Source organism: Legionella navarrensis (genome assembly GCF_052527415.1).
Window position 1 is genome coordinate 19303 of sequence record NZ_JBNVZR010000007.1, and the last position, 21523, is coordinate 40825.

The window sequence follows — 21523 nt, forward strand, 5'->3', positions numbered from 1 at the left end:
AGGCAGCGGCATCGAGGCATAGTTGAACAACGAAGAATTCAGGCTGTGGCGTCAACAGTACGCCCAACAGCCGAGGCGGGATATCATGCCGCTGGTCATGGGGATAATCAATGTTACGCCCGACTCCTTTTCTGATGGCAACACCTGTTTTCAACTCGAACAGGCCATTGCTCACGCCAGACTGCTGATTGCACAGGGTGCTGATATTCTTGATATCGGCGGCGAATCGTCCCGTCCCGGGGCTCATCCTGTCAGTGCGGCAGAAGAGCTTCGTCGCGTGCTCCCACTGATTCAACACCTGTCAGACGAATACGATATCTGTCTGTCAATCGACAGCACTAAGGCCGTGGTCATGCGTGCTGCGGTCGAGGCAGGTGTCGGTATGGTCAATGATGTTTCAGCCTGCGCTGATCCTGACACATTAACCCTCCTGTCAGAGACACAGTTGCCCCTGTGCCTGATGCACAGCAAAGGCAATCCATTGACCATGCAGCAAAATCCCTTTTATGATAAGAGTGTGGTCGAGGAAATTAATGATTTCTTTCAGCAACGCATCAGCCGTTGTCTGGAGGCTGGTCTATTGTCTGAAAATCTGATTCTGGATCCCGGCTTTGGGTTCGGCAAGACCGTAACGCATAATTTGCTCATGATTAAACAGTTTCAACAATTTACCTGTCATCAACTGCCTGTCATGCTGGGTGTGTCACGCAAGAGCACGCTGGGAGCCATAACTGGAGCCGCGGTGACTGAGCGTCTGGCCGGCGGACTGGCCGCCAGCGTGATGGCCATGATGCAGGGTGCTGCCATCATCCGAACACACGATGTGGCTGAAACAAAACAGGCCTTGCAGGTTGCTCAGGCAATCCGTCTGGCGGATAACGAATAAACGAGGACAAAGCTCATGGCGGAACGTAAATATTTTGGTACAGATGGGATAAGAGGACATGTTGGTCAATCACACGTCAATCCCGAGTTTATGTTGAAGCTGGGCTGGGCTCTCGGCCGGACGCTGGTGAATGGATCACGTAAAAAAGTCATTATTGGTAAAGATACCCGCGTATCAGGTTATATGCTGGAATCGGCACTCGAATCCGGCCTGTCGGCTGCCGGCGTAGACGTTGGATTACTGGGCCCGATGCCCACACCCGCCGTGGCCTATCTGACACAGACTCTGCGCGCCAACGCGGGGATTGTCATCAGCGCTTCGCATAATCTGTTTGAAGACAATGGCATCAAGTTTTTTTCTGCCGATGGCAGTAAACTCCCTGACGCCATGGAAGAAGCCATTGAAGCAGAAATGGACAAACCTTTACAGACGGCAGGCTCTTACGAGCTGGGCAAAGCAAGACGTATCCACGATGCTCCTGGACGCTACATCGAGTTTTGCAAATCCACCATTCCGTCCATGACGCGTTTGTCGGGTATTAAGCTGGTAGTCGATTGCGCAAACGGCGCGACGTATCATATTGCCCCGAATGTATTTTCTGAGCTGGGTGCTGAGGTAATTGCAATCGGCGACAAGCCGGACGGTTTCAATATTAACAAAGCGTGCGGCTCAACTGAGCCCGCGTTATTACAGAAAAAAGTTGTAGAAACGGGTGCCGATCTCGGGGTGGCGCTGGATGGCGATGGCGATCGCCTTATTCTGGTTGACGCTCGGGGGCGCCTGGTCGATGGCGATCAGATTCTGTATATTATTGCCAAAGACCGTCATCAAAAAGGTCTGCTGCAGGGTGGGGTGGTTGGAACCCTGATGAGCAACTATGGTCTTGAACAGGCCATCAATGCCCTGGGTGTGGAGTTCCTGCGTACCAAAGTGGGTGATCGTTATGTGCTGGAAACGCTGAAAAACAAAGACTGGCGGATTGGCGGTGAATCATCCGGTCACATCGTTTGCCTCGATAAAACAACCACTGGGGACGGCATTATTGCGGCACTGCAGGTGCTGTCTTCCATGATCAAGCAAAATAAATCGCTGGAACAGCTGACCGAGGGCATTCAACTGCTGCCGCAGACCCTGCTGAACATCAAAACCGAACACGCCCTGTCTCTGGCTGCAGATGAACGCGTCATCGACATGGTGAACAGCCTGACCAGGCGTCTGGCCAACAGCGGCCGCGTACTGCTGCGCCCTTCTGGTACAGAGCCGGTATTGCGTGTGATGGTGGAAGGGCAACGCAGTGAGGACGTTACCCGCTATGCAGAGCAGCTGCGCGATGAAATCATCCAGGTTGAAACCTCTATGGCCGGCAGAACCTGATAAGAGAGGCCGGGGTATCTACCTTGGCAGGCCGTTATTGCAGGCAAACGTTCCGTCATTGCGAGCAAAGCGAAGCAACCCACGTTCGGAGCAAGGAACCATGGATTAGTTCACCAGCGTGCAAAAGGACGGACGAGCCACCCGACCACTGGGTTTTGCCTGAAACCGACAGACTGCGTTAGACTGAAAATACAGTTTTGCATACAAAACCGTTATATAAGGGAAGGGATGCCTTATTTTACAAGATTACTCATCGCAGTCTTATTGCCATTTGTCTGTAACGCAGGCCACGCTGCCGCACCGCTTACGTTCAGGCAGGCATTTGATATTGCCTGTCGCAATAACCCGGAACTGCAGGCGGAAATCGATAAAGCGCAGGCCATGAAAGGTGCTTTTGTTCAAAGCGGCTTATATCCAAACCCGCAGCTGACATTAACCGCTGAAAATTTTGGTGGCTCTGGCATTTACTCAAGTTATGAAGCGGCAGAGACCACGGCATCCATAACCCAGCCCATACCATTAGGTGGTCGTCTAAAATCTCTAAAAACAGCAACCTACGCCGATTACCTCGCTTCTTTAGCGCAGATTAGTGTTCAAAAAACAATCCTTTATAGGGACGTAGGCTCAGCCTATGTAGATGCCCTTTATGCCGGACAGTGGCACGATGTAGCCAAAAAACTGGTTCGTCTGAATCAAAATATTGTTTCCGCAATCGAACGACGGGTTAAGGCAGGAGCAGGAGCCGAGCTGGATTTGCGTCTGGCGGAGGTGCGACTGGGAGACGCCCGCATTCAGGCAAAAAGAGCCGAACGCGATGCCTTGTCTCAACGTGCCAGACTGGCGCGCTTATTAGGCAGGGGCTTAAGAGTGGACCAGCCTCTGATTGATAAGGGGCTGCCTGAACTGAGCCTGAATTGGCCTCAGTTATTAAAAAAACTGCCACAAAGTCCCCAGCTGATGCAGCTGAAGCTGCAATTACAGGCAAAGCGTGCCACGATTACGGCAGTTAAAAAATCCGTCTGGCCTGATTTGAACGTGCAACTGGGTGGCCGCCACTTTTCTGATGATGGCAGCAATGCCGCGGTGATGTCTGCTTTTGCGGATGTGCCTGTCTATAACCGCAACCAGGGAAAAATCATGAGCGCGGAAGCACAATACACGCAGACTGCTCATGAGTTTCAGGGCACCCGCCTGAATGTGCGTCAGAATGCCTATATTGCTTTTTTGCAGGCCAGACAAAGCAATTACGAGGCTAACCTGGTTACGGACTCCTTATTGCCCCTGGCGAAAAAGTCCATCAAACTGGCTCAGGATGGATATCAAATGGGGCGTTACACCTATGTCGAGCTGTCAGCCGCGCTCAATCTGCTGTATGAAGAAGAGAGACATTACCAGCAGGCTCACGCGGATTATCATAAATCGCTGATTCAACTTATCGGGCTATTGGGATTAAACCCTGCCGGGGAGGACAAATGACGTCGCCAAAATCCATTGTCTCTATCATGTCACTGCTCCTGCTGTTACCAGGACTATACTGTCCTTCACTCTGGGCTTCGGAAGGAGCCGCTGCTGCAGAAGGCAAAGAGTATCAGGTCACGGCGGCCAAAGGTCCTCAGGGTGGCCGTTTATTCACGGACAGCAATATTGCCCTCGAGCTTTTAATATATGAAAAAGCGATGCCGCCACACTTTCGAGCTTTTCTATATAAAAATGGCCTACTCATTACACCGCAGGATGCCCGCCTGACTATCCAGCTGATTCGATTCAATGGAAAAAAAGAAGAGATTGGCTTTAATCGAATGGAAGATTTTCTGCAAAGCAGCCAAATCATCGGGGAGCCCCATTCCTTTGACGTAAACATTCAATTAAGCCTTGAAGGCAAGTCATACCAATGGCGCTACGCAACCTACGAGGGGCGCATAAAAATCATGGCTGACATGTTAAAAGCAGCCGATATTCAAACGGCAACAGCAGGCAGTCACACGATAAAGACAGAAATGGACGTGGTTGGCAAAATCGCCCCAAATCGCGATACCCTGATCCCCATTTATGCGCGATATGCCGGCATTATCAAGTCATTAACAAAAAACCTGGGCGACGACGTGACAAAAGGTGAGGTACTGGCCGTTATTGAAAGCAATGAAAGCCTGCAGAATTACAGCATCACGACACCCATCAGCGGAACGGTTGTACAGAAATATGCAACCAACGGCGAACTGGCACAAAATACCAGGCCCATATATGAAATAGCTAATCTGGCTACCGTCTGGGCTGACTTTACCTTGTACCGAAAAGATGCGCCCCTCGTAAAAAAAGGCATGGCTGTCATTGTGACCGGCGATGAAGGAAAGCCTGAAGCCACAGGCACGCTTTCCTATATAGCTCCGCTGGGAATCGAAGACAGCCAGACCACGCTGGCACGGGCGGTGTTATCTAACGAGAATCGCATCTGGCTGCCCGGCATGTATGTAAATGGTGCCGTCATTATCAAGGAAAAAACAGCCGCAGTGGCGGTTCCCCTGTCGGCCATACAACGGCTCAATGGCAGCGATGTGGTCTTTGTACAGCAGGGGGATTATTTTGAAGCGGCCCCGGTTATGACAGGCGAAAAAGACGAGCACTGGGTCGAGATCATTTCCGGGCTGGAGGCGGGTCAGCGTTATGTGAGCAAAAACAGCTTTTTTATGAAAGCAGAGCTTGGTAAAGAGGGCGCAGCCCATGAGCATTAAGGGATAGAGATGCTGGAAAATATTATTCGCCTATCGTTAAGACACCGCTGGCTGGTGCTGTTGTTTACGCTGATTATCGCGCTTCTTGGGGTGTATAATTTTCAACGTCTTCCGATTGATGCCGTGCCCGACATCACCAACGTACAGGTACAGATAAACACGCAGGCCTCAGGATATTCGCCTTACGAAGTAGAGCAACGCATTACCTTTCCCATTGAGCTCGCGATGAGTGGCTTGCCTAATCTCGATTATACCCGCTCGTTATCACGCTATGGTTTATCGCAGGTTACGGTGGTTTTTAAAGACGGAACAGATATTTATTTTGCCCGTCAGATGATTAACGAGCGTTTGCAGGAAGTAAAGAACAAGCTGCCTCCAGAAGCTGAGACCTCCCTTGGGCCCATTTCTACCGGTCTTGGTGAAATTTTCATGTACACCGTTACGAACAGGCCCGGTGTGCCGCAGGCCCAGCGTTTTAATCCAACGGAGCTTCGTACCATTCAGGACTGGATCATTAAACCGCAGCTGCGCAATGTGGAAGGCGTTGCAGAGGTCAACACCATTGGAGGCTATGAAAAACAATTCCACATTACACCAGACCCCATGAAGCTGGTGCGTTATCATTTAAGTCTCGATGATGTGGTTGAAGCCCTGAAACGAAATAATGCCAACGTGGGTGCGGGATACATCGAAACCAATGGCGAGCAGAATTTAATCCGGGTGCCGGGCCAGGTACAGAATATCTCCGACATTGAAAACATAGTGATTGCCAGTTTTGAGGGGACTCCTGTCCGTATTCGTGATGTGGCTGATGTTGCCCTGGGCAGGGAGCTGCGCACCGGTGCTGCCACCGAGAATGGCAATGAGATAGTGCTGGGTACGGTGTTCATGCTGATGGGAGAAAACAGCCGCACCGTTTCTCAGCGCGTTGCGGCGAGAATGAAGGAAATTAACAAATCACTTCCGGAGGGCGTTGAGGCTGTAACGGTGTATAACCGTACCGTCCTGGTCAATGCCACCATACACACGGTAACAAAAAACCTTTTGGAAGGTGCATTGCTGGTCTGTATCATTTTATTCCTGTTTCTGGGAAATATCCGGGCGGCGCTCATTACGGCCATGGTCATTCCTCTGTCAATGCTATTGACCATTACGGGTATGGTCACCAACCAGATCAGTGCAAATTTAATGAGTCTGGGAGCATTGGATTTTGGTTTGATAGTCGATGGGGCGGTCATCATTGTTGAAAACTGCATAAAGCATCTCAGTGAGCGACAGCAGGCACAGGGCGGCACGTTAAATCTAGACGAGCGATTGAGTGTTATCTCTCACGCTACGACCGAGGTGATAAGGCCCAGCATCTTTGGCGTGTTTATTATTACGGTGGTTTACTTACCCATTCTCACCTTGACAGGCGTGGAGGGGAAAATGTTTTTACCCATGGCTGAAACGGTGATCATCGCTCTCCTGGCCTCGATGCTGTTTGCGTTAACCTTTGTTCCCGCTGCCATTGCCATTTTTTTACGGGGCTCGCTGCAGGAAAAGGAAAATGCCCTGGTTCGTTTTCTTTCACGTGTGTATGCCAGGGTCCTGCGTTATTGTTTTGATGCACGGAAAACGGTTATTGGCGTAGCAATTGCTCTGGTCATTCTCAGTCTGTTACTTGCCTTTCGCCTGGGTGGTGAGTTTATCCCAAGTCTGGATGAAGGTGACATTGCCATGCATGCGATGCGCATTCCCGGAACCAGCCTTACCCAGGCCATCGCCATGCAGGATCTTGTCGAAAAAAAGATTAAGACTTTCCCAGAGGTAAAATCCGTTTTTTCTAAATCAGGAACCGCAGAGGTTGCGACGGATCCCATGCCCCCCAGTGTAGCCGACACCTTTATTATCCTTAAGCCACGCAGAGAATGGCCTGACCCTGATAAAACGAAACAGGAGCTTGTGCAGGAAATTGAAGCGGCAGTAGAAGAGATTCCCGGCAATAACTACGAATTCACCCAACCCATTCAAATGCGCTTTAATGAGCTGATATCAGGGGTACGCAGCGATGTGGCCGTAAAGGTCTTTGGTGATGACATGGGAACGCTGCTGAAAACGGCAGAGGCTATCAGCGCCCAGTTAAAACAGATTCCAGGCGCGGCCGATGTCAAGGTTGAGCAGGTCAGCGGTCTGCCTCTGTTAACCATCGAAATAAACCGCAAGGCCCTGGCCCGTTATGGTCTGCAGATTGGCACGGTTCAGGATGCCATTGTAATCGCCATGGGGGGTAAGAAAGGCGGCGAGCTTTTTGAAGGGGACAGGCGTTTTGACATGATTGTGCGCCTACCCGAATCCATCCGGACTGATCCAAATGTGCTGCGTCAGATTTTTATACCGCTTCCGCCTGCCAAAGATGGCGATCAACACTTTATTCCCATCAGTGAGGTTGCGTCACTGGTGCGCAGCGAAAGTCCAAATCAAATCAGTCGAGAGGTTGGCAAGCGACGCGTGGTGGTGACCTCGAACGTCAGAAACCGTGATTTAAGCTCTTTTGTGAACGAGGCGAAACAGCGCGTTGAGGAAAAGGTTAAGATTCCGTCTGGCTATTGGATAACCTGGGGCGGTCAGTTTGAACAGCTGCAATCGGCTGCGCAGCGACTGCAGATTGTCGTCCCCATCACGCTTGTGGGTATTTTCCTGCTGCTTTTCATGAGTTTTGGCCAGGTCAGAGATGCGCTGCTGGTTTTTACAGGCATCCCCCTGGCTCTGACTGGTGGTGTTTTTGCTCTGTGTCTGCGCGGGATTCCCTTATCCATTTCAGCCGGCGTTGGGTTTATTGCCCTGTCAGGCATTGCTGTACTTAACGGGCTGGTCATGCTGACGTTTATTAATAAACTGCATGAAGAGAGAAAGTTCTCCCTGGAAGACGCGGTATTGCAAGGGTCACTGGCGCGTCTTAGACCGGTATTGATGACGGCGCTGGTTGCCTCATTAGGCTTTGTGCCCATGGCGCTGGCGACAGGAACAGGAGCCGAGGTCCAGCGACCGCTGGCCACGGTCGTTATCGGGGGTGTTATCTCATCTACCTTTTTGACCCTGCTGGTTTTACCCGGCCTGTATTATGTCTTTCATGAACGCCTCGGGAAGAAAGAACAGGGAGCAGGGTCTAAAGAGCAGCCTACCTGAGCTGAATCTGAGCTGGCAGTATCCCGGTCACGGCCTCTAACGCCTCCTCCACCAGACGTACGGATCGCGTGGGCGAAAAGATGAAGCGATGCCGATAGCTGTCCGGTGCCTGCGCACGAAACAATCCCAGAATACTGGTAAACAGTTTTGCCAGCCACTCGCTGAGAGGAAACGCACCACGGTGATGATGCAGGCACTCATAACGAGGATCGACCATGCCACGTGCCAAAACAGCCGCTACCTCGCCGTTGTTATTACCGTTTGCTGCTAATGCAGCTTTATGCAGATTTCTCGTCAGTTGTGCAAGCAGCAAGGCTTCTCGAGGGTGTGTATTTACGAGTCGCACACATTGCATACGCAGTGCAGTCAGCTGTTCACGGACCTGAGGCGGTGCAAATGGCATCACAAGTTCATATTCAGGAGAAACCGGTAATTTCAGATCAGTCAAACGACGCCAGTCGCGAAGCGGTTGCGGACATAAGGACTGCCAGGCACGAAGTGTGGTAAAAGTACCGTTCAGCAGAGGACTCCGCAATTCATAATAAATGTCATGCAACACCTGTTCCTTTTGGTATGTAAGGCTTTCCAGCCCCATCCATTCGGGAGCGTGTAACGCGTCATAGAGGCTCCGGTACCAGTCAGCAAACTCCGGAAACGCCTGGTTAAGTAAAGGAATGATCTGGTTGTGCCACTCAGTCAGGCGTGAAGATACCACAGGGTATGAGGCTTCTCTGCTGACTAAACCAGCATCCTCACTTATAACCGTTGCGATAACTGGCTCCTCAGGCTGAGTCAACACAGTGACACCGGGGGCTTCATCTGCAAACGCCGGCTCAGCTGAAACCAAAGGCAGAGTCCGCAGTTCGTCAATGATATGCATGATTTCACTGTGTAGTATATCCAGTTGAGCAGTCCCTGATTGCTGTCCGCGCGTTTTCGTTGCTGTCGCGATCTGCTTCTTTATGCTCTTATTTGCTTTCAAAAGCTGCTTTTTCTCATGCTCACATTGAGCCGATTGTTCAAGACGACTGATAATGGATTGGCAATCAGTCAATTGGTCGTTGAGGGATTGAAGCTGGCTTTGCCTTGACTCCGCCTGAGAACGTATTTCATCGGCTTCTTCAGGCGATACCATCAGCAATCCCGAATCCATAAGTGCTGCATGCTCCGTCCGTAACAACAGCATGTTACGTGCGGTGGCGCGAAGCCTGCTCAGCAGGGTCTTGATTTGTTCTTTTTGTTCAATAAGCGTAAGCAGTCGTGCCTGAGTGTCCACAAAGCACTGGGCCAGCCCGTCAAGAGAAAGATCCGTCACAGATAACGCAGGATCAAAGGAACGAAGCAGCTCATCTATCTGATTTAAAAGTTCAGGATTGTCCGCTGGAGCCAACGGGCTGATCGAGACACACTGTCTCTCCAGCTCTTCCCGTTGACGGGTCAGGACTTCAGTCTGATGAAACAGAGTCAGCCAGTCCAGGGATTTACGCTCGACACTGTTCGCCGGATCAATCGACCATAAGGGAATATGGATGTAGGGTGCTGAGGGTACTGCATTTTGTTTCTGCCTGAGCAGGTCCTGTTTGTCGAGCAGCTCAGGGTTACGGTATTCAGCCACTAAGGCCGCCTTCGTATCCGGCGGCAGATTGATAGCGGCCAACTGCTCGGACAAAGACGACAGCTCAAGACTGACACGCTGTATCTGATGCTGTAGATCCTGCTTTCGCTGTTCGTCCGGTTGAGACATAGCCGCAGCCAGCTCGCTCAGCCTCAGTTGAAACGCCTCTTTGGTCTGCATAAGCTCAGTCAGCTGCTGGGTATGTTGTCGTGAAATCCCCTGAAGGTCGCTGTCTGCATTTAATTCCAGATTGAATGCACGTAACTGCTCAATAACATCCTCTTGCTCGCGACGCGATTCATACAGCGACAGGCGCGCTTCATCAAGCTGCAGGCGCTGCTGCCCGGTTCTCAAGCTACTGAAAATATCACGCAGCAGATCAAGCTTCCCTCTTGTGTCGACTGGATTGTCCGCCACCAGAATGGGATTATCCTTCCTCATCTGAGCCGCATAACGTTCAAAAATCAGCTCATAGGTTTCACTGTATGACTGTCGATGCTGGTTAATCAGGCGCGTCAGCTCATGAATACGCCGGCGATTCTCTTTATAAGGCTGCTTAAGCTGCACGCTATCGACTAAACGATTCCATGCTGAAATTTTTCCGGCAAGTCTGAACAAAACTGCCCAATGAGCCTGCACTTCCAGAGGAGGTTCTGCAGAGGTATCAAGCCATTGCGGACGAGGTTCAAACAGAGCGGCCATGCTGTTCAGATCAATGGGGTCCTGCAATTCCCTGATGTGGTTGACGAGGGTGATTATAGCTTCTTTCATGGTGTTCTCCCTGAATCCTGAATCTAGATTGTAACGATTTCAAACAGATTAACAACCTCAATACACACAATTCCCGATTGACGCACTGGCTGGTGTACGGTATATTGCAGCGGTTCAAAATTCCTCGCCCTTCCTGGCGTGTGAATTGCTGCAGGGAACAGATGAGGTGCTCATGAGAAGCCGAATAGTGGCAGGCAACTGGAAGATGAATGGGTCGGCTGAAAGTATCGCCACGCTGCTGCGTGGTATTAATGATGCACTGTCTGACGAGCATAAATCCCAGAGCCTCGTATTGCCTCCGGCCATCTATCTACCGCTGGTTAGCCAGCTTCTGGCTGACACCGGGCTGACCTGGGGGGCGCAGAATGTGTATCCAGCCAATGCCGGTGCCTATACGGGAGAGCTCTCTGGACCCATGCTAAAGGACTATGGCTGCCAGTACGTACTGGTAGGGCATTCCGAGCGACGAACGATTTTTAATGAAAATGAAAAATTTGTGGCGGATAAATTCCACCACGTAAAAGAACATGGTATGATACCTGTTCTTTGTGTAGGCGAGACGCTGATTGAGCGTGAAAATGGTCAGACTAATGAGATACTGGCCAGACAGCTTAAAGCGGTTGCCTCCGAAAATAAACAGGCATTTGCCGGCTGTGTCATAGCCTATGAGCCAGTATGGGCCATAGGAACAGGCAAGACGGCACAGCCGGAACAGGTTCAGGATGTTCATCAAAGCATCCGAAGACTTGTAGGCGAATATAGTGATGTTGATCCAGAAACGCTGACCCTGTTATACGGTGGGAGCGTAAATGAAAAAAATGCTCAGGCACTGTTTGCCATGCCTGATGTGGATGGTGGTTTAATTGGCGGTGCATCGCTAAATGCACAACAATTTGCGGAAATAGTTAAATGTATCAATTAATTTTAATCGTGCATGTATTGGTAGCCCTGACACTGATAGGTCTGGTTCTGATGCAGCATGGCAAAGGTGCCGACATTGGCGCATCCTTTGGCTCTGGCGCTTCCGGAACAGTGTTCGGCAGCCAGGGTACAGGCAGCTTTTTATTCAAATTTACGGGTGGACTGGCCATGACATTCTTTGTTACCAGCCTGACCTTGTCCTATTTGGTTGCCACGCGATATGAAAACGCGCAGCAGCTGGCGATACCTCAACAAACCAGTGCTCCGGTCAGCAGTATACCGGTGCCAGTTGATAGCAGTAAAAACAAACAATAACCTGACATGCCGAAGTGGTGAAATTGGTAGACACGCCGTCTTGAGGGGGCGGTGGCGTAAAGCTGTGCCGGTTCGAGTCCGGCCTTCGGCACCATTTATCCGAGCGATAAAATTATGCTATCAGAGTATTTACCTGTACTTGTATTTATAGTCATTGGACTGGCTCTTGGCCTTGCCATGCTGGGCGGTGGATCCCTGTTATCGAAGCATCATCCCGATGCTGCGAAAACCTCACCGTACGAGTGTGGATTTGATGCGTTCGAAAGTTCGCACATCCCCTTTGACGTTCGTTTTTACCTGGTTGCGATCCTGTTCATTCTGTTCGACCTTGAAACGGCATTTTTCTTTCCCTGGGCATTGGTTCTGCGCAAAATCGGCTGGTTCGGTTTTTCCGCTATGATGGTGTTTCTCGGGTTGCTTGTTATTGGTTTTATTTACGAATGGAAGCGCGGTGCGCTTGAGTGGGAGTAGCGTGATGCTGTCCCCGGACATTATTTAGAGGCTTGCTATGGCAGTTGCAGAGTTGCAGAAAAATGGCTTTGTTACAACCTCAGTTGAAAAACTGCTAGGTTGGGCGCGGACAGGCTCCATGTGGCCGATGACCTTTGGTCTGGCCTGCTGCGCTGTGGAAATGATGCACGTAGGCGCGGCCAGGTACGACCTGGACCGTTTCGGTGTTATTTTTCGTCCCAGCCCACGTCAGTCCGATGTCATGATTGTTGCCGGTACACTCTGCAATAAAATGGCGCCAGCTCTGCGCAAGGTTTACGACCAGATGCCAGAACCACGCTGGGTTATCTCCATGGGCTCCTGTGCCAATGGTGGTGGCTACTATCACTATTCCTATTCCGTCGTTCGCGGATGCGATCGCATCGTTCCTGTGGATGTGTATGTTCCGGGTTGCCCGCCAACAGCCGAAGCGCTTTTGTACGGCATTATACAGCTTCAGAACAAAATCAGACGTAAACCCATTCTTGAGGCTTGAGAAGCAAATCAGGTAAAAGCAAATGACAAAAATGACACGCTTGGCTGAGACGATAACAAATGAACTGGGGGATAAGATAAGCCTCCTGACGACGGCCTTTGAGGAAATTACCCTTGAATGCCCCGTGTCCAGTTTATATACCGTACTGTCGCAATTAAAAAACCATACGGCTTTCGTTTTCGATCAATTAATCGATTTATGCGCCGTGGATTATCTGCTATACGGTGAGTATGACTGGGAGACGGAATCTGCCAGCGAATGCGGATTTTCGCGAGGTGTGGAGCCTCAGGAAGCCCGGGCCTATGTCATGGACAAGCCCCGCTTTGCCGTTGTCTACCATCTGTTGTCAACCAGACTGAATCATCGCGTCCGCGTAAAGGTTTTTCTTGAAGAGCAGAATCTGATTCTGCCGTCTGCGCATGATCTGTGGAAAGGCGCTAACTGGTTTGAACGCGAAGCCTACGATTTATATGGAATTTTGTTTGAGAATCATCCTGATCTAAGACGTATTCTCACTGACTATGGTTTTATTGGACATCCTTTCCGTAAGGATTTTCCAATCAGCGGTCAGGTTGAAATGCGCTACGATGCTCAACTGCAAAAAGTAATTTACGAACCGGTGGATATCGAGCCACGCATACTGGTACCCAAAGTGATACGAAACGATAACCGTTACCTGTCCGGTAAGGAAGGTGCGCAATGAATGAATTAAAAAACTATACACTGAATTTTGGACCACAGCATCCTGCCGCGCACGGAGTACTGCGTCTGGTATTGGAATTACAAGGTGAGACCATCGTTCGTGCCGATCCTCATATTGGATTGCTGCATCGTGCAACCGAAAAGCTGGCTGAGACGAAACCCTATCTGCAAAGCATCGGTTACATGGATCGCCTCGACTACGTGTCCATGATGTGCAACGAACATGCCTATGTACGCGCGCTCGAAAAAATGCTTGGAATCGAGGCCCCCATTCGTGCACAGTATATCCGCACCATGTTTGACGAGGTTACCCGTATACTGAATCATCTGCTCTGGCTTGGGGCTATAGCCCTTGATATTGGTGCCATGACTGTATTTTTATATTGTTTCCGCGAACGCGAAGATCTGTTTGACTGCTATGAGGCTGTGTCTGGCGCGCGTATGCACGCTACCTATTATCGTCCCGGTGGCGTTGCCCGTGATTTGCCCAATACCATGCCCCAGTACAAGGCATCAAGATGGCACAGCGATCGTGAAACCGAAAAACGTAACGCAGACAGACAGGGAAGCCTGCTGGATTTTCTGTGGGCCTTCACTGAGCGTTTCCCCAAATGTGTGGATGAATACGAAACACTCCTGACCAACAACCGTATCTGGAAGCAGCGAACCGTCGATATTGGTGTAGTGTCTCCTGAAGATGCCCTGCAGTGGGGGTTCACTGGTCCCATGCTCCGAGGTTCCGGCATAGCCTGGGATCTACGTAAAAAACAACCTTATGCTGCTTACGATAAAGTAGACTTTGATATCCCGGTCGGCAAGACCGGTGACTGCTACGACCGTTATCTCGTTCGGGTAGAAGAACTGCGTCAATCGAATCGCATCGTACGTCAATGCATCGAATGGTTACGAAAAAACCCTGGCCCGGTCCGGATTAACGATCACAAGGTAACACCACCGAGACGGGAAGAAATGAAACACGACATGGAAGCCATGATTCATCATTTCAAATTGTTCACCGAGGGTTTTTGTCTGCCTCAGGGGGAAGTCTATTCCTGTGTCGAGGCACCGAAAGGTGAGTTCGGTATTTACATGGTTTCTGATGGGGCAAACAAACCCTATCGTATGAAAATCCGTGCGCCTGGTTTTGCGCATCTTTCCAGCTTTGACGAGATGGTTAAAGGTCATATGCTGGCTGATGGTGTCGCGATTCTCGCCAGCCAGGATATTGTATTTGGTGAAATAGATCGATAAAACACAGCGATGTATCTGAGCGAACCCGAGTAACTGATGGTATGGCCGTTCGCACAGCACATCCCCATGATGAACGATATTAAGGTTAGAACAGTATGTCCGAGAGTTCAGAAAAATTGCTCTGTCAGTTAGTTTCCCCTGATGGCCTCAGGGATATTGACCACTGGATACAAAAATATCCTGCGGATCAGAAACAGTCAGCCGTCATGAGTGCCCTGCGAATTGTACAGGAAGAGCATGGGTTCTTAACGCCACAACTGATGGACGCTGTAGCAGAGTATCTGGACATGCCGGCTATCGCTGTATATGAAGTAGCTACGTTTTACACGATGTACGAACACAAGCCTATAGGTCGTAATCTGATTAATGTCTGCACAAATGTATCCTGCAAGCTTCGCGGTTCCAGCGAAGTTGTGGATCATTTATGTTCCACTCTCGGCATCGAACTGGGTGAAACAACGACCGATGGACGGTTTACGGTGCGTTCGGTTGAATGTCTGGGAGCCTGCGTAAATGCGCCCATGATGCAGATAAATAAAAATTATCACGAAAATCTGACCATGGACACGATTGACCAGGTACTGGAGCAGTACAAATGACTACTAAAGCAGAGGTTTTGTCATGATTGAACTGAATCAAGTCTGTTACCGAACATTTCATTTGCAAGAACCCTGGACCATGAAATCCTATGAAAAGGTTGGTGGTTACAGTGTATGGCGAAAAATACTTGCAGAAAAAACATCGCCACAGCAGATTATTGAAGAATTGAAAACGTCCGCTCTCCGTGGTCGTGGCGGTGCGGGATTTCCGACGGGGCTGAAGTGGAGCTTCATGAACCGTAACGCGCCCGTACAGAAATACGTAGTATGTAATTCGGATGAAGGTGAGCCTGGTACCTGTAAAGACCGCGAAATTCTAACGAACAATCCGCATCAGCTGATTGAAGGGATGGCTATTGCAGGATATGTTATTGGCGCTACCGTAGGCTACAACTATATCCGTGGCGAGTTCTGGCTTCCTTATGAGCATTGCGAGGCTGCCCTGAAGGAAGCATATGATGCTGGCTTACTCGGTAAAAACATACTGGGCAGTGGCATCGACTTTGATTTATACAACCATCTGGGTGCCGGAGCCTACATCTGCGGGGAAGAAACAGCGCTGTTGAATTCGCTGGAAGGTAAAAAAGGCATGCCACGCTTCAAACCACCTTTTCCTGCTAATTATGGTCTGTACGGCAAGCCTACAACCATCAACAACACAGAAACCTTTGCTTCCGTTCCTGTTATTCTGGAAAAGGGCGGTGATTGGTTTTTAAAGCTGGGTAAACCCAATAACGGTGGAACCAAATGCTTCAGTGTCAGTGGTCATGTTAACAAACCCGGCAATTTTGAAATCCCATTGGGTACACCATTTAAAACCCTGCTGGAGCTGGCAGGTGGTGTACGCAATAATAAACGTATCAAGGCTGTTATTCCCGGTGGTTCTTCCATGCCCGTTCTGAAAGGCGATGTGATGATGGCACTGGACATGGATTACGACAGTATTCAAAAAGCCGGTTCCGGTCTGGGATCGGGTGCAGTCATTATTATGGACGAAGACACCTGCATGGTTGATGTTCTTTATCGTATCTCTGAGTTCTATATGGACGAATCCTGTGGGCAATGCACACCCTGTCGTGAGGGCACAGGCTGGCTCGTACGTCTGATCCATCGAATTCGACATGGCCATGGTGAGCCGGGCGATATTGAAAAGCTGGTTAACGTGGCTGATAAAATTGAAGGTCGCACCATTTGCGCACTTGGCGAAGCGGCTGCCTGGCCTGTCCAGAGTTTTGTGAAGAATTTTTATGATGAGTTTGATTATTTCATCAAAAATAAACGCTCAATCGTTGCGGCATAATTGAAAAGGTTTAAACAATGGCTACCATTGAAATTGACGGAAAAACATTTGAAGTAGAAAACGGCAAAATGATCATCGAAGTTGCCGATGACGCTGGTATTTATATACCACGTTTCTGCTACCACAAAAAGCTGTCCGTAGCAGCTAACTGCCGTATGTGCCTTGTCGAAGTCGAAGGTGGACGTAAACCGGTTCCCGCCTGCGCCACACCCATAACCAACGGTATGAAGGTGCTGACCAAATCCGAAGAAGCGCTGCGATCACAACAGGCTGTGATGGAGTTTCTGCTTATCAACCATCCGCTGGATTGTCCTATTTGCGATCAGGGTGGCGAGTGTGAGCTGCAGGATGTTTCCATGGGTTTTGGTAATGATGCTTCTGAATACGTTGAAACAAAACGTTCCGTCGAAGATGATAACCTTGGCTCACTGATTTCAACTGAAATGACGCGCTGCATTCATTGCACACGCTGTGTCCGTTTTGGTGCAGAAATAGCAGGTCTTCGCGAAATGGGCGCTACTGGCCGCGGAGAAAAAGTACAGATTGGAACCTATGTTCAACACAGCATCACCTCAGAAGTATCCGGTAATATTATCGATCTCTGTCCTGTAGGCGCCTTAACTTCTAAGCCAGCGCGTTTTACTGCCAGAGCGTGGGAGCTGAAACAATACGAAGGGGTGGCTCCTCACGATTGTCTGGGCTCTAACGTTTATATGCATGTCCGCAGGGACAGGCTCATGCGTGTTGTGCCCAGGGAAAACGAAAGCATTAACGAGACCTGGCTGTCCGATCGTGATCGTTTCAGCTATCTTGGCCTGAACAGTGAGCACCGCGCCAGCCAGCCAAAAATTAAAACAAATGGTCAATGGCAGACAGTGGACTGGCCAACCGCACTGAAATTTGCAGCGGAGGGTATCAGTCGCATAATCAAACAGCATGGGCCCGAGCAGTTCGCCGCTCTTGCGTCCCCATCTTCCACTCTGGAAGAACTGTACCTGCTGCAAAAATTAATGCGTGAGCTGGGTGTTAATAACCTTGATCACCGGATACACCAGACCGATTTCAGCGACCAGGCAAATCTGCCACAGGTCAGTACCAACACTCTGAAATACGACGAACTGGAGCGTCAGCAGCATATCCTTCTGATTGGCTGTAATATCGACCGTGAAATTCCTCTGGCTGGCGTTCGTGTCAGAAAGGCACAGGTTAATGGCGCCCGAATTTATGCGATTAACCCAGTGGATTATGATTTTCACTTTGAAGTAGCGCACAAATCCATTGTATCACCGCAGGATTTTCCTCTGCATCTGGCGCGTCTCGTGCTGGCTCTGGCCGAAGATCCCAGTCAGTTATCCGAGGACATGCAGCGCCTTGTTCTGGGCCTGCAGGTAGACGATACGCTGCGTGAAATGGCTGCAGGACTGAAACAACCTGGTGCAGTTCTTGTTACCGGCGCGCTGTTTGAAAATCATCCGCATGCGTCTCTGCTGCGTGCCCTGCTGCATGAAATAGAGCGACTCAGCGGCGCCAGTTGCATCAAATTTACATCTGGTGCCAACGCAGCCGGTGCACAGTTGGTCGGCATGTTGCCTCACCGCAATGCCAATGGCAAGGAAGTGTCACCAGCTGGTCTTGATATTCAATCCTCACTGGCAGCCAGATTGAAAGGATATTTTCTTCTGGGTGTCGAGCCTGGCTTTGATTTTGATAACCCATGGCAGGCAAGACAGGCCATGCTGGGCTCAGAGTTTGTTGTCATGCTGTCCCCGTTCCAGCACGAATCCATGCTGGACTACGTAGACGTTCTGCTGCCCGTTGCACCCTATGCGGAAACTTCTGGAACCTACATTAACATTGATAACACGTGGCAGACCGTTGCTGGAAGCTGTCCTCCACATGGCGAATCACGACCCGCCTGGAAGGTTCTGCGTGTATTGGCTAACCTGCTGCATTGCACCCATTTCGACTATACCTCCAGCGAAGAGGTACTGAGCGAAATCAAGGCGCTGCAGGGAATGAGCTCCGCGTCACGCTATGTACCGGTGTATCCAGAATCGCTGCCCGACGGGCATCAACCGCTGGTACGGGTTGGTGAGTGGCCACTTTATCGAATTGATTCGCTGGTTCGGTACTCTGGAGCCCTGCAGGCCTGTGCTGCTGCTGATACAGCCTGTATCCGAATTCACCCAGAAACGGCCAGCCGTTTGAAATTAGATGACGCTGCCACTGTTTCTCAAGGAGATATTGAGATAACATTGCCACTTAAACGCGATGAGCGGGTAGCACCCGATGTGGTATGGGTCGCAAATGCCATGCCGGAAACTGTCGATTTGGGGCAATCGTTTGCCGCAATCATTATTAAGCGCTAAACAGGTAAAAACATGCTACAAAATATTGCTATTTTGCTGTGGATTGTTATCAAAATATTAGCCATTGTGCTCCCTTTGCTGATCGCCGTAGCCTATTTAACCTATGCCGAGCGCAAGGTAATTGGTTATATTCAGGTTCGAGTGGGGCCCAATCGTGTCGGCTTCCGGGGACTGCTGCAGCCATTTGCTGACCTGATTAAGCTGATCACCAAAGAAATCATTGTGCCGGCCAAATCGAACAAATACCTCTTTGTGATTGCACCCTTGTTTGCTCTGGCGCCTGCGCTGGCGGCCTGGGCTGTTATTCCTTTTGATCAGGGTATGGTGCTTGCCAACATCAACGCCGGTGTTCTGTATGTCTTTACCATCAGCTCTCTGGGTGTTTATGGGGTGCTGATTGCCGGCTGGGCTTCCAACTCCAAATACGCCATGTTTGGCTCGCTCCGCAGCGCCGCTCAAACGGTATCCTACGAAATTGCCATGGGCTTTGCGCTGGTCGGCGTGTTGATCGCCGCTGGCAGCATGAATCTGACTGACATTGTGATGTCGCAGCGTGGCGGAATACACCACTGGTGGTTCCTGCCACTCTTCCCCTTGTTTATGGTATTCTGGATTTCCGCTATAGCAGAAACAAACCGCGCTCCCTTTGACCTTGCGGAAGGGGAGTCTGAGATTGTTGCCGGTTTTCATGTTGAATACTCCGGTATTGGCTTTGCGCTGTTCTTCCTGTCTGAATACGCCAGCATGATTTTGATCTCAACGCTTATCAGCCTGTTGTTTATGGGGGGCTGGCTGTCTCCATTTGAGAACATGCCCGTCTTAAACAACCTCTTTATATTTGTTCCCGGCTTCGTCTGGCTGCTGGTAAAAATTTCGTTCTTCCTGTTTGTCTACCTCTGGGTCCGGGCTACGTTTCCCCGCTACCGCTATGATCAGCTGATGCGTCTCGGGTGGAAAGTACTGATACCAGTCACCATTGTATGGCTCGTTGTTACAGCGTTAATGGTTGTGACACAAGTGAAACCCTGGTTTAACTAATAACAGAGTATGTTAATGAAAAAAATTGTCAGACTACTAAGCCATTACGTACGCAGTTTCCTGCTGCTGGATTTATTGTCCGGATTGAAGTTGACTGGTAAGTATTTCTTCAGGAAAAAATTTACAGTTCAGTTTCCGGAAGAGGTAACACCAATATCTCCGCGTTTTCGTGGACTGCTTGCCTTAAGACGATACCCTAACGGTGAAGAGCGATGTATTGCCTGTAAATTATGTGAGGCGGTTTGTCCGGCGCTCGCGATTACCATCGATTCACAGGAACGTGAAGACGGTTCACGACGAACAACCCGTTACGATATCGATATGTTCAAGTGCATCAATTGCGGACTGTGCGAAGAGTCGTGCCCGGTTGACTCTATCGTGGTAACACCCATTCATCACTACCACATCAGTGAGCGTGGTGAGAACATCATGACTAAAGAAAAGCTGCTGGCCATCGGTGATTTGATGGAAAAGAAACTGGCGTCCGATCGCGCTGCTGACAAAGATTTCCGATAACGAGGTGACAAATGCATGATGTACTGATCCAAGCTGTTTTTTATGTGTTTGCCGGTCTTGCTGTAATTTCGGCCCTGATGGTGATCACGCAAAACAACCCTGTGCGCTGTGTTTTGTTTCTGGTGCTGACTTTTTTTGCCATGTCCATCCTGTGGATGCTGCAATCTGCTGAGTTTCTTGCGCTGATTCTGGTTCTGGTTTATGTTGGCGCTGTCATGACCCTGTTCCTGTTTGTGGTCATGATGCTCGATATCGATACGGAATCGTTGCGCGCACATTTTGCACGTTACCTGCCCTTTGGGCTGGTGCTGGTTGCTCTGCTGACCGGTTTGCTTTTGGTTTGCCTGCCAGAAAGCTGGTATAAAACAGGAACACAGATAATGAACTCCCCAGGCATACATACTCTGAGCGCCAGCGATATTGTGGAAGCAGCTGATGAGGCGAGCAAACGCTCGAATACGGAAGAGATTGGGATGGTGCTGTATACCGACTACGTATTTGCACTGGAGCTGGCGGCTGTGCTGCTGCTGGTGGCTATTATAGCCGCCATTACTCTGGCGCATCGGGCTGCGGCCGGCTCGAAAAGGCAGGACATACTCCGTCAGATTATGACCCGTCGTGACGAGCGCGTAACGCTTGTTTCATTAAAATCAGAAAAATAATCAGCGGGAATGAACATGATACCATTAAGTAACTATCTGATCCTTGCGGCCCTGTTATTTGGGCTCAGTCTGATAGGCATTATGTTGAATCGCAAAAACGTGATTCTACTACTGGTCTGCATTGAATTGATGCTCTTGGCCGTCAATACCAATTTTGTTGCGTTTTCTCATTACTATAATGGCATTTCAGGTCAGATCTTTGTTTTCTTTATTCTGACTGTTGCTGCTGCCGAGGCGGCGATTGGCCTTGCCATAGTGATGCTGTTGTATCGTAACAAGGGCAACATTGATGTTGATAAAATGAATCATTTAAAAGGCTGAT

The 21523-nt window shown here is 49.9% G+C and carries 19 protein-coding genes and 1 tRNA gene; 19 read left to right on the plus strand and 1 reads right to left on the minus strand.

Features of this window, described 5'->3' with window-relative positions; genetic code table 11:
• The first annotated feature begins 22 nt into the window (after nucleotides 1-22).
• From folP to ACQUTA_RS05855, 5 genes are all read left to right on the plus strand, one after another.
• Nucleotides 23-886: a dihydropteroate synthase gene (gene folP / locus ACQUTA_RS05835; RefSeq protein ID WP_444987280.1), complete on the plus strand. Its 864-nt coding sequence runs from the start codon at nucleotides 23-25 to the stop codon at nucleotides 884-886.
• A 15-nt stretch (nucleotides 887-901) separates the two neighbouring features.
• Nucleotides 902-2260 (plus strand): phosphoglucosamine mutase, encoded by a 1359-nt coding sequence (glmM, locus tag ACQUTA_RS05840; protein WP_444987281.1) that lies wholly within the window; start codon nucleotides 902-904, stop codon nucleotides 2258-2260.
• 228 nt (nucleotides 2261-2488) lie between these two features.
• The gene (locus ACQUTA_RS05845) at nucleotides 2489-3736 is read left to right on the plus strand and encodes a TolC family protein (protein WP_444987282.1); all 1248 of its coding nucleotides are present in this window, start codon (nucleotides 2489-2491) and stop codon (nucleotides 3734-3736) included.
• Entirely contained in the window at nucleotides 3733-4989 is a 1257-nt protein-coding gene (locus ACQUTA_RS05850; RefSeq protein ID WP_444987283.1) for an efflux RND transporter periplasmic adaptor subunit, read from the plus strand. Before ACQUTA_RS05845 ends, ACQUTA_RS05850 begins: the two co-directional genes overlap by 4 nt.
• A 9-nt stretch (nucleotides 4990-4998) precedes the next feature.
• Entirely contained in the window at nucleotides 4999-8157 is a 3159-nt protein-coding gene (locus ACQUTA_RS05855; RefSeq protein ID WP_444987284.1) for a CusA/CzcA family heavy metal efflux RND transporter, read from the plus strand.
• Here ACQUTA_RS05855 and ACQUTA_RS05860 read toward each other — a convergent pair.
• The gene (locus ACQUTA_RS05860; protein WP_444987285.1) at nucleotides 8150-10543 is read right to left on the minus strand and encodes a coiled-coil domain-containing protein; all 2394 of its coding nucleotides are present in this window, start codon (nucleotides 10541-10543) and stop codon (nucleotides 8150-8152) included. The two genes, ACQUTA_RS05855 and ACQUTA_RS05860, sit on opposite strands and share 8 nt — an antisense overlap.
• 172 nt (nucleotides 10544-10715) lie before the next feature.
• Between ACQUTA_RS05860 and tpiA the strand changes: the two genes are divergently transcribed.
• From tpiA to nuoK, 14 genes are all read left to right on the plus strand, one after another.
• A complete protein-coding gene (gene tpiA / locus ACQUTA_RS05865; RefSeq protein WP_444987286.1) occupies nucleotides 10716-11465 on the plus strand; it encodes a triose-phosphate isomerase in 750 nt (249 codons plus the stop codon).
• The gene (gene secG / locus ACQUTA_RS05870) at nucleotides 11453-11779 is read left to right on the plus strand and encodes a preprotein translocase subunit SecG (protein ID WP_444987287.1); all 327 of its coding nucleotides are present in this window, start codon (nucleotides 11453-11455) and stop codon (nucleotides 11777-11779) included. Before tpiA ends, secG begins: the two co-directional genes overlap by 13 nt.
• An 8-nt stretch (nucleotides 11780-11787) precedes the next feature.
• A tRNA-Leu gene (locus ACQUTA_RS05875) sits at nucleotides 11788-11873 on the plus strand.
• Nucleotides 11874-11893: 20 nt separating this feature from the next.
• Nucleotides 11894-12250 (plus strand): NADH-quinone oxidoreductase subunit A, encoded by a 357-nt coding sequence (locus ACQUTA_RS05880; RefSeq protein WP_444987288.1) that lies wholly within the window; start codon nucleotides 11894-11896, stop codon nucleotides 12248-12250.
• A gap of 37 nt (nucleotides 12251-12287) precedes the next feature.
• Nucleotides 12288-12764, plus strand: coding sequence for a NuoB/complex I 20 kDa subunit family protein (locus tag ACQUTA_RS05885; RefSeq protein ID WP_444987289.1), 477 nt, complete (start codon nucleotides 12288-12290; stop codon nucleotides 12762-12764).
• A 22-nt stretch (nucleotides 12765-12786) separates the two neighbouring features.
• Entirely contained in the window at nucleotides 12787-13467 is a 681-nt protein-coding gene (locus tag ACQUTA_RS05890) for an NADH-quinone oxidoreductase subunit C (RefSeq protein ID WP_444987290.1), read from the plus strand.
• Complete coding sequence (locus ACQUTA_RS05895; RefSeq protein WP_444987291.1) at nucleotides 13464-14717, plus strand: NADH-quinone oxidoreductase subunit D; 1254 nt, start codon at nucleotides 13464-13466, stop codon at nucleotides 14715-14717. Before ACQUTA_RS05890 ends, ACQUTA_RS05895 begins: the two co-directional genes overlap by 4 nt.
• 95 nt (nucleotides 14718-14812) lie before the next feature.
• On the plus strand, nucleotides 14813-15316 hold the full coding sequence (gene nuoE, locus ACQUTA_RS05900) for an NADH-quinone oxidoreductase subunit NuoE (RefSeq protein WP_444987292.1): 504 nt from the start codon (nucleotides 14813-14815) through the stop codon (nucleotides 15314-15316).
• A gap of 22 nt (nucleotides 15317-15338) precedes the next feature.
• Nucleotides 15339-16616 carry an NADH-quinone oxidoreductase subunit NuoF gene (gene nuoF, locus ACQUTA_RS05905; protein WP_444987293.1) on the plus strand — a complete coding sequence of 426 codons (1278 nt, stop codon included), beginning with the start codon at nucleotides 15339-15341 and terminating at the stop codon, nucleotides 16614-16616.
• Nucleotides 16617-16633: 17 nt separating this feature from the next.
• Entirely contained in the window at nucleotides 16634-18985 is a 2352-nt protein-coding gene (gene nuoG / locus ACQUTA_RS05910; protein ID WP_444987294.1) for an NADH-quinone oxidoreductase subunit NuoG, read from the plus strand.
• A gap of 12 nt (nucleotides 18986-18997) precedes the next feature.
• On the plus strand, nucleotides 18998-20023 hold the full coding sequence (gene nuoH, locus ACQUTA_RS05915) for an NADH-quinone oxidoreductase subunit NuoH (RefSeq protein WP_444987296.1): 1026 nt from the start codon (nucleotides 18998-19000) through the stop codon (nucleotides 20021-20023).
• A 15-nt stretch (nucleotides 20024-20038) separates the two neighbouring features.
• Nucleotides 20039-20539 (plus strand): NADH-quinone oxidoreductase subunit NuoI, encoded by a 501-nt coding sequence (gene nuoI / locus ACQUTA_RS05920; protein WP_444987297.1) that lies wholly within the window; start codon nucleotides 20039-20041, stop codon nucleotides 20537-20539.
• Between the two features lie 11 nt (nucleotides 20540-20550).
• Nucleotides 20551-21201 (plus strand): NADH-quinone oxidoreductase subunit J, encoded by a 651-nt coding sequence (locus tag ACQUTA_RS05925; protein ID WP_444987298.1) that lies wholly within the window; start codon nucleotides 20551-20553, stop codon nucleotides 21199-21201.
• A gap of 15 nt (nucleotides 21202-21216) precedes the next feature.
• A complete protein-coding gene (nuoK, locus tag ACQUTA_RS05930; RefSeq protein WP_444987299.1) occupies nucleotides 21217-21522 on the plus strand; it encodes an NADH-quinone oxidoreductase subunit NuoK in 306 nt (101 codons plus the stop codon).
• Nucleotide 21523: the final 1 nt, after the last annotated feature.

Bases quoted from the DNA above. Each gene is read 5' to 3' on its own strand.
- ACQUTA_RS05850 (WP_444987283.1), top strand. From the start codon at position 3,733: ATGACGTCGCCAAAATCCATTGTCTCTATCATGTCACTGCTCCTGCTG.
- nuoH (WP_444987296.1), top strand. From the start codon at position 18,998: ATGCTACAAAATATTGCTATTTTGCTGTGGATTGTTATCAAAATATTA.
- ACQUTA_RS05860 (WP_444987285.1), bottom strand. From the start codon at position 10,543: ATGAAAGAAGCTATAATCACCCTCGTCAACCACATCAGGGAATTGCAG.
- ACQUTA_RS05890 (WP_444987290.1), top strand. From the start codon at position 12,787: ATGACAAAAATGACACGCTTGGCTGAGACGATAACAAATGAACTGGGG.
- nuoF (WP_444987293.1), top strand. From the start codon at position 15,339: ATGATTGAACTGAATCAAGTCTGTTACCGAACATTTCATTTGCAAGAA.
- ACQUTA_RS05925 (WP_444987298.1), top strand. From the start codon at position 20,551: ATGCATGATGTACTGATCCAAGCTGTTTTTTATGTGTTTGCCGGTCTT.
- nuoK (WP_444987299.1), top strand. From the start codon at position 21,217: ATGATACCATTAAGTAACTATCTGATCCTTGCGGCCCTGTTATTTGGG.
- ACQUTA_RS05880 (WP_444987288.1), top strand. From the start codon at position 11,894: ATGCTATCAGAGTATTTACCTGTACTTGTATTTATAGTCATTGGACTG.
- nuoE (WP_444987292.1), top strand. From the start codon at position 14,813: ATGTCCGAGAGTTCAGAAAAATTGCTCTGTCAGTTAGTTTCCCCTGAT.
- ACQUTA_RS05855 (WP_444987284.1), top strand. From the start codon at position 4,999: ATGCTGGAAAATATTATTCGCCTATCGTTAAGACACCGCTGGCTGGTG.
- tpiA (WP_444987286.1), top strand. From the start codon at position 10,716: ATGAGAAGCCGAATAGTGGCAGGCAACTGGAAGATGAATGGGTCGGCT.
- nuoI (WP_444987297.1), top strand. From the start codon at position 20,039: ATGAAAAAAATTGTCAGACTACTAAGCCATTACGTACGCAGTTTCCTG.
- nuoG (WP_444987294.1), top strand. From the start codon at position 16,634: ATGGCTACCATTGAAATTGACGGAAAAACATTTGAAGTAGAAAACGGC.
- ACQUTA_RS05895 (WP_444987291.1), top strand. From the start codon at position 13,464: ATGAATGAATTAAAAAACTATACACTGAATTTTGGACCACAGCATCCT.
- ACQUTA_RS05885 (WP_444987289.1), top strand. From the start codon at position 12,288: ATGGCAGTTGCAGAGTTGCAGAAAAATGGCTTTGTTACAACCTCAGTT.
- glmM (WP_444987281.1), top strand. From the start codon at position 902: ATGGCGGAACGTAAATATTTTGGTACAGATGGGATAAGAGGACATGTT.
- secG (WP_444987287.1), top strand. From the start codon at position 11,453: ATGTATCAATTAATTTTAATCGTGCATGTATTGGTAGCCCTGACACTG.
- ACQUTA_RS05845 (WP_444987282.1), top strand. From the start codon at position 2,489: ATGCCTTATTTTACAAGATTACTCATCGCAGTCTTATTGCCATTTGTC.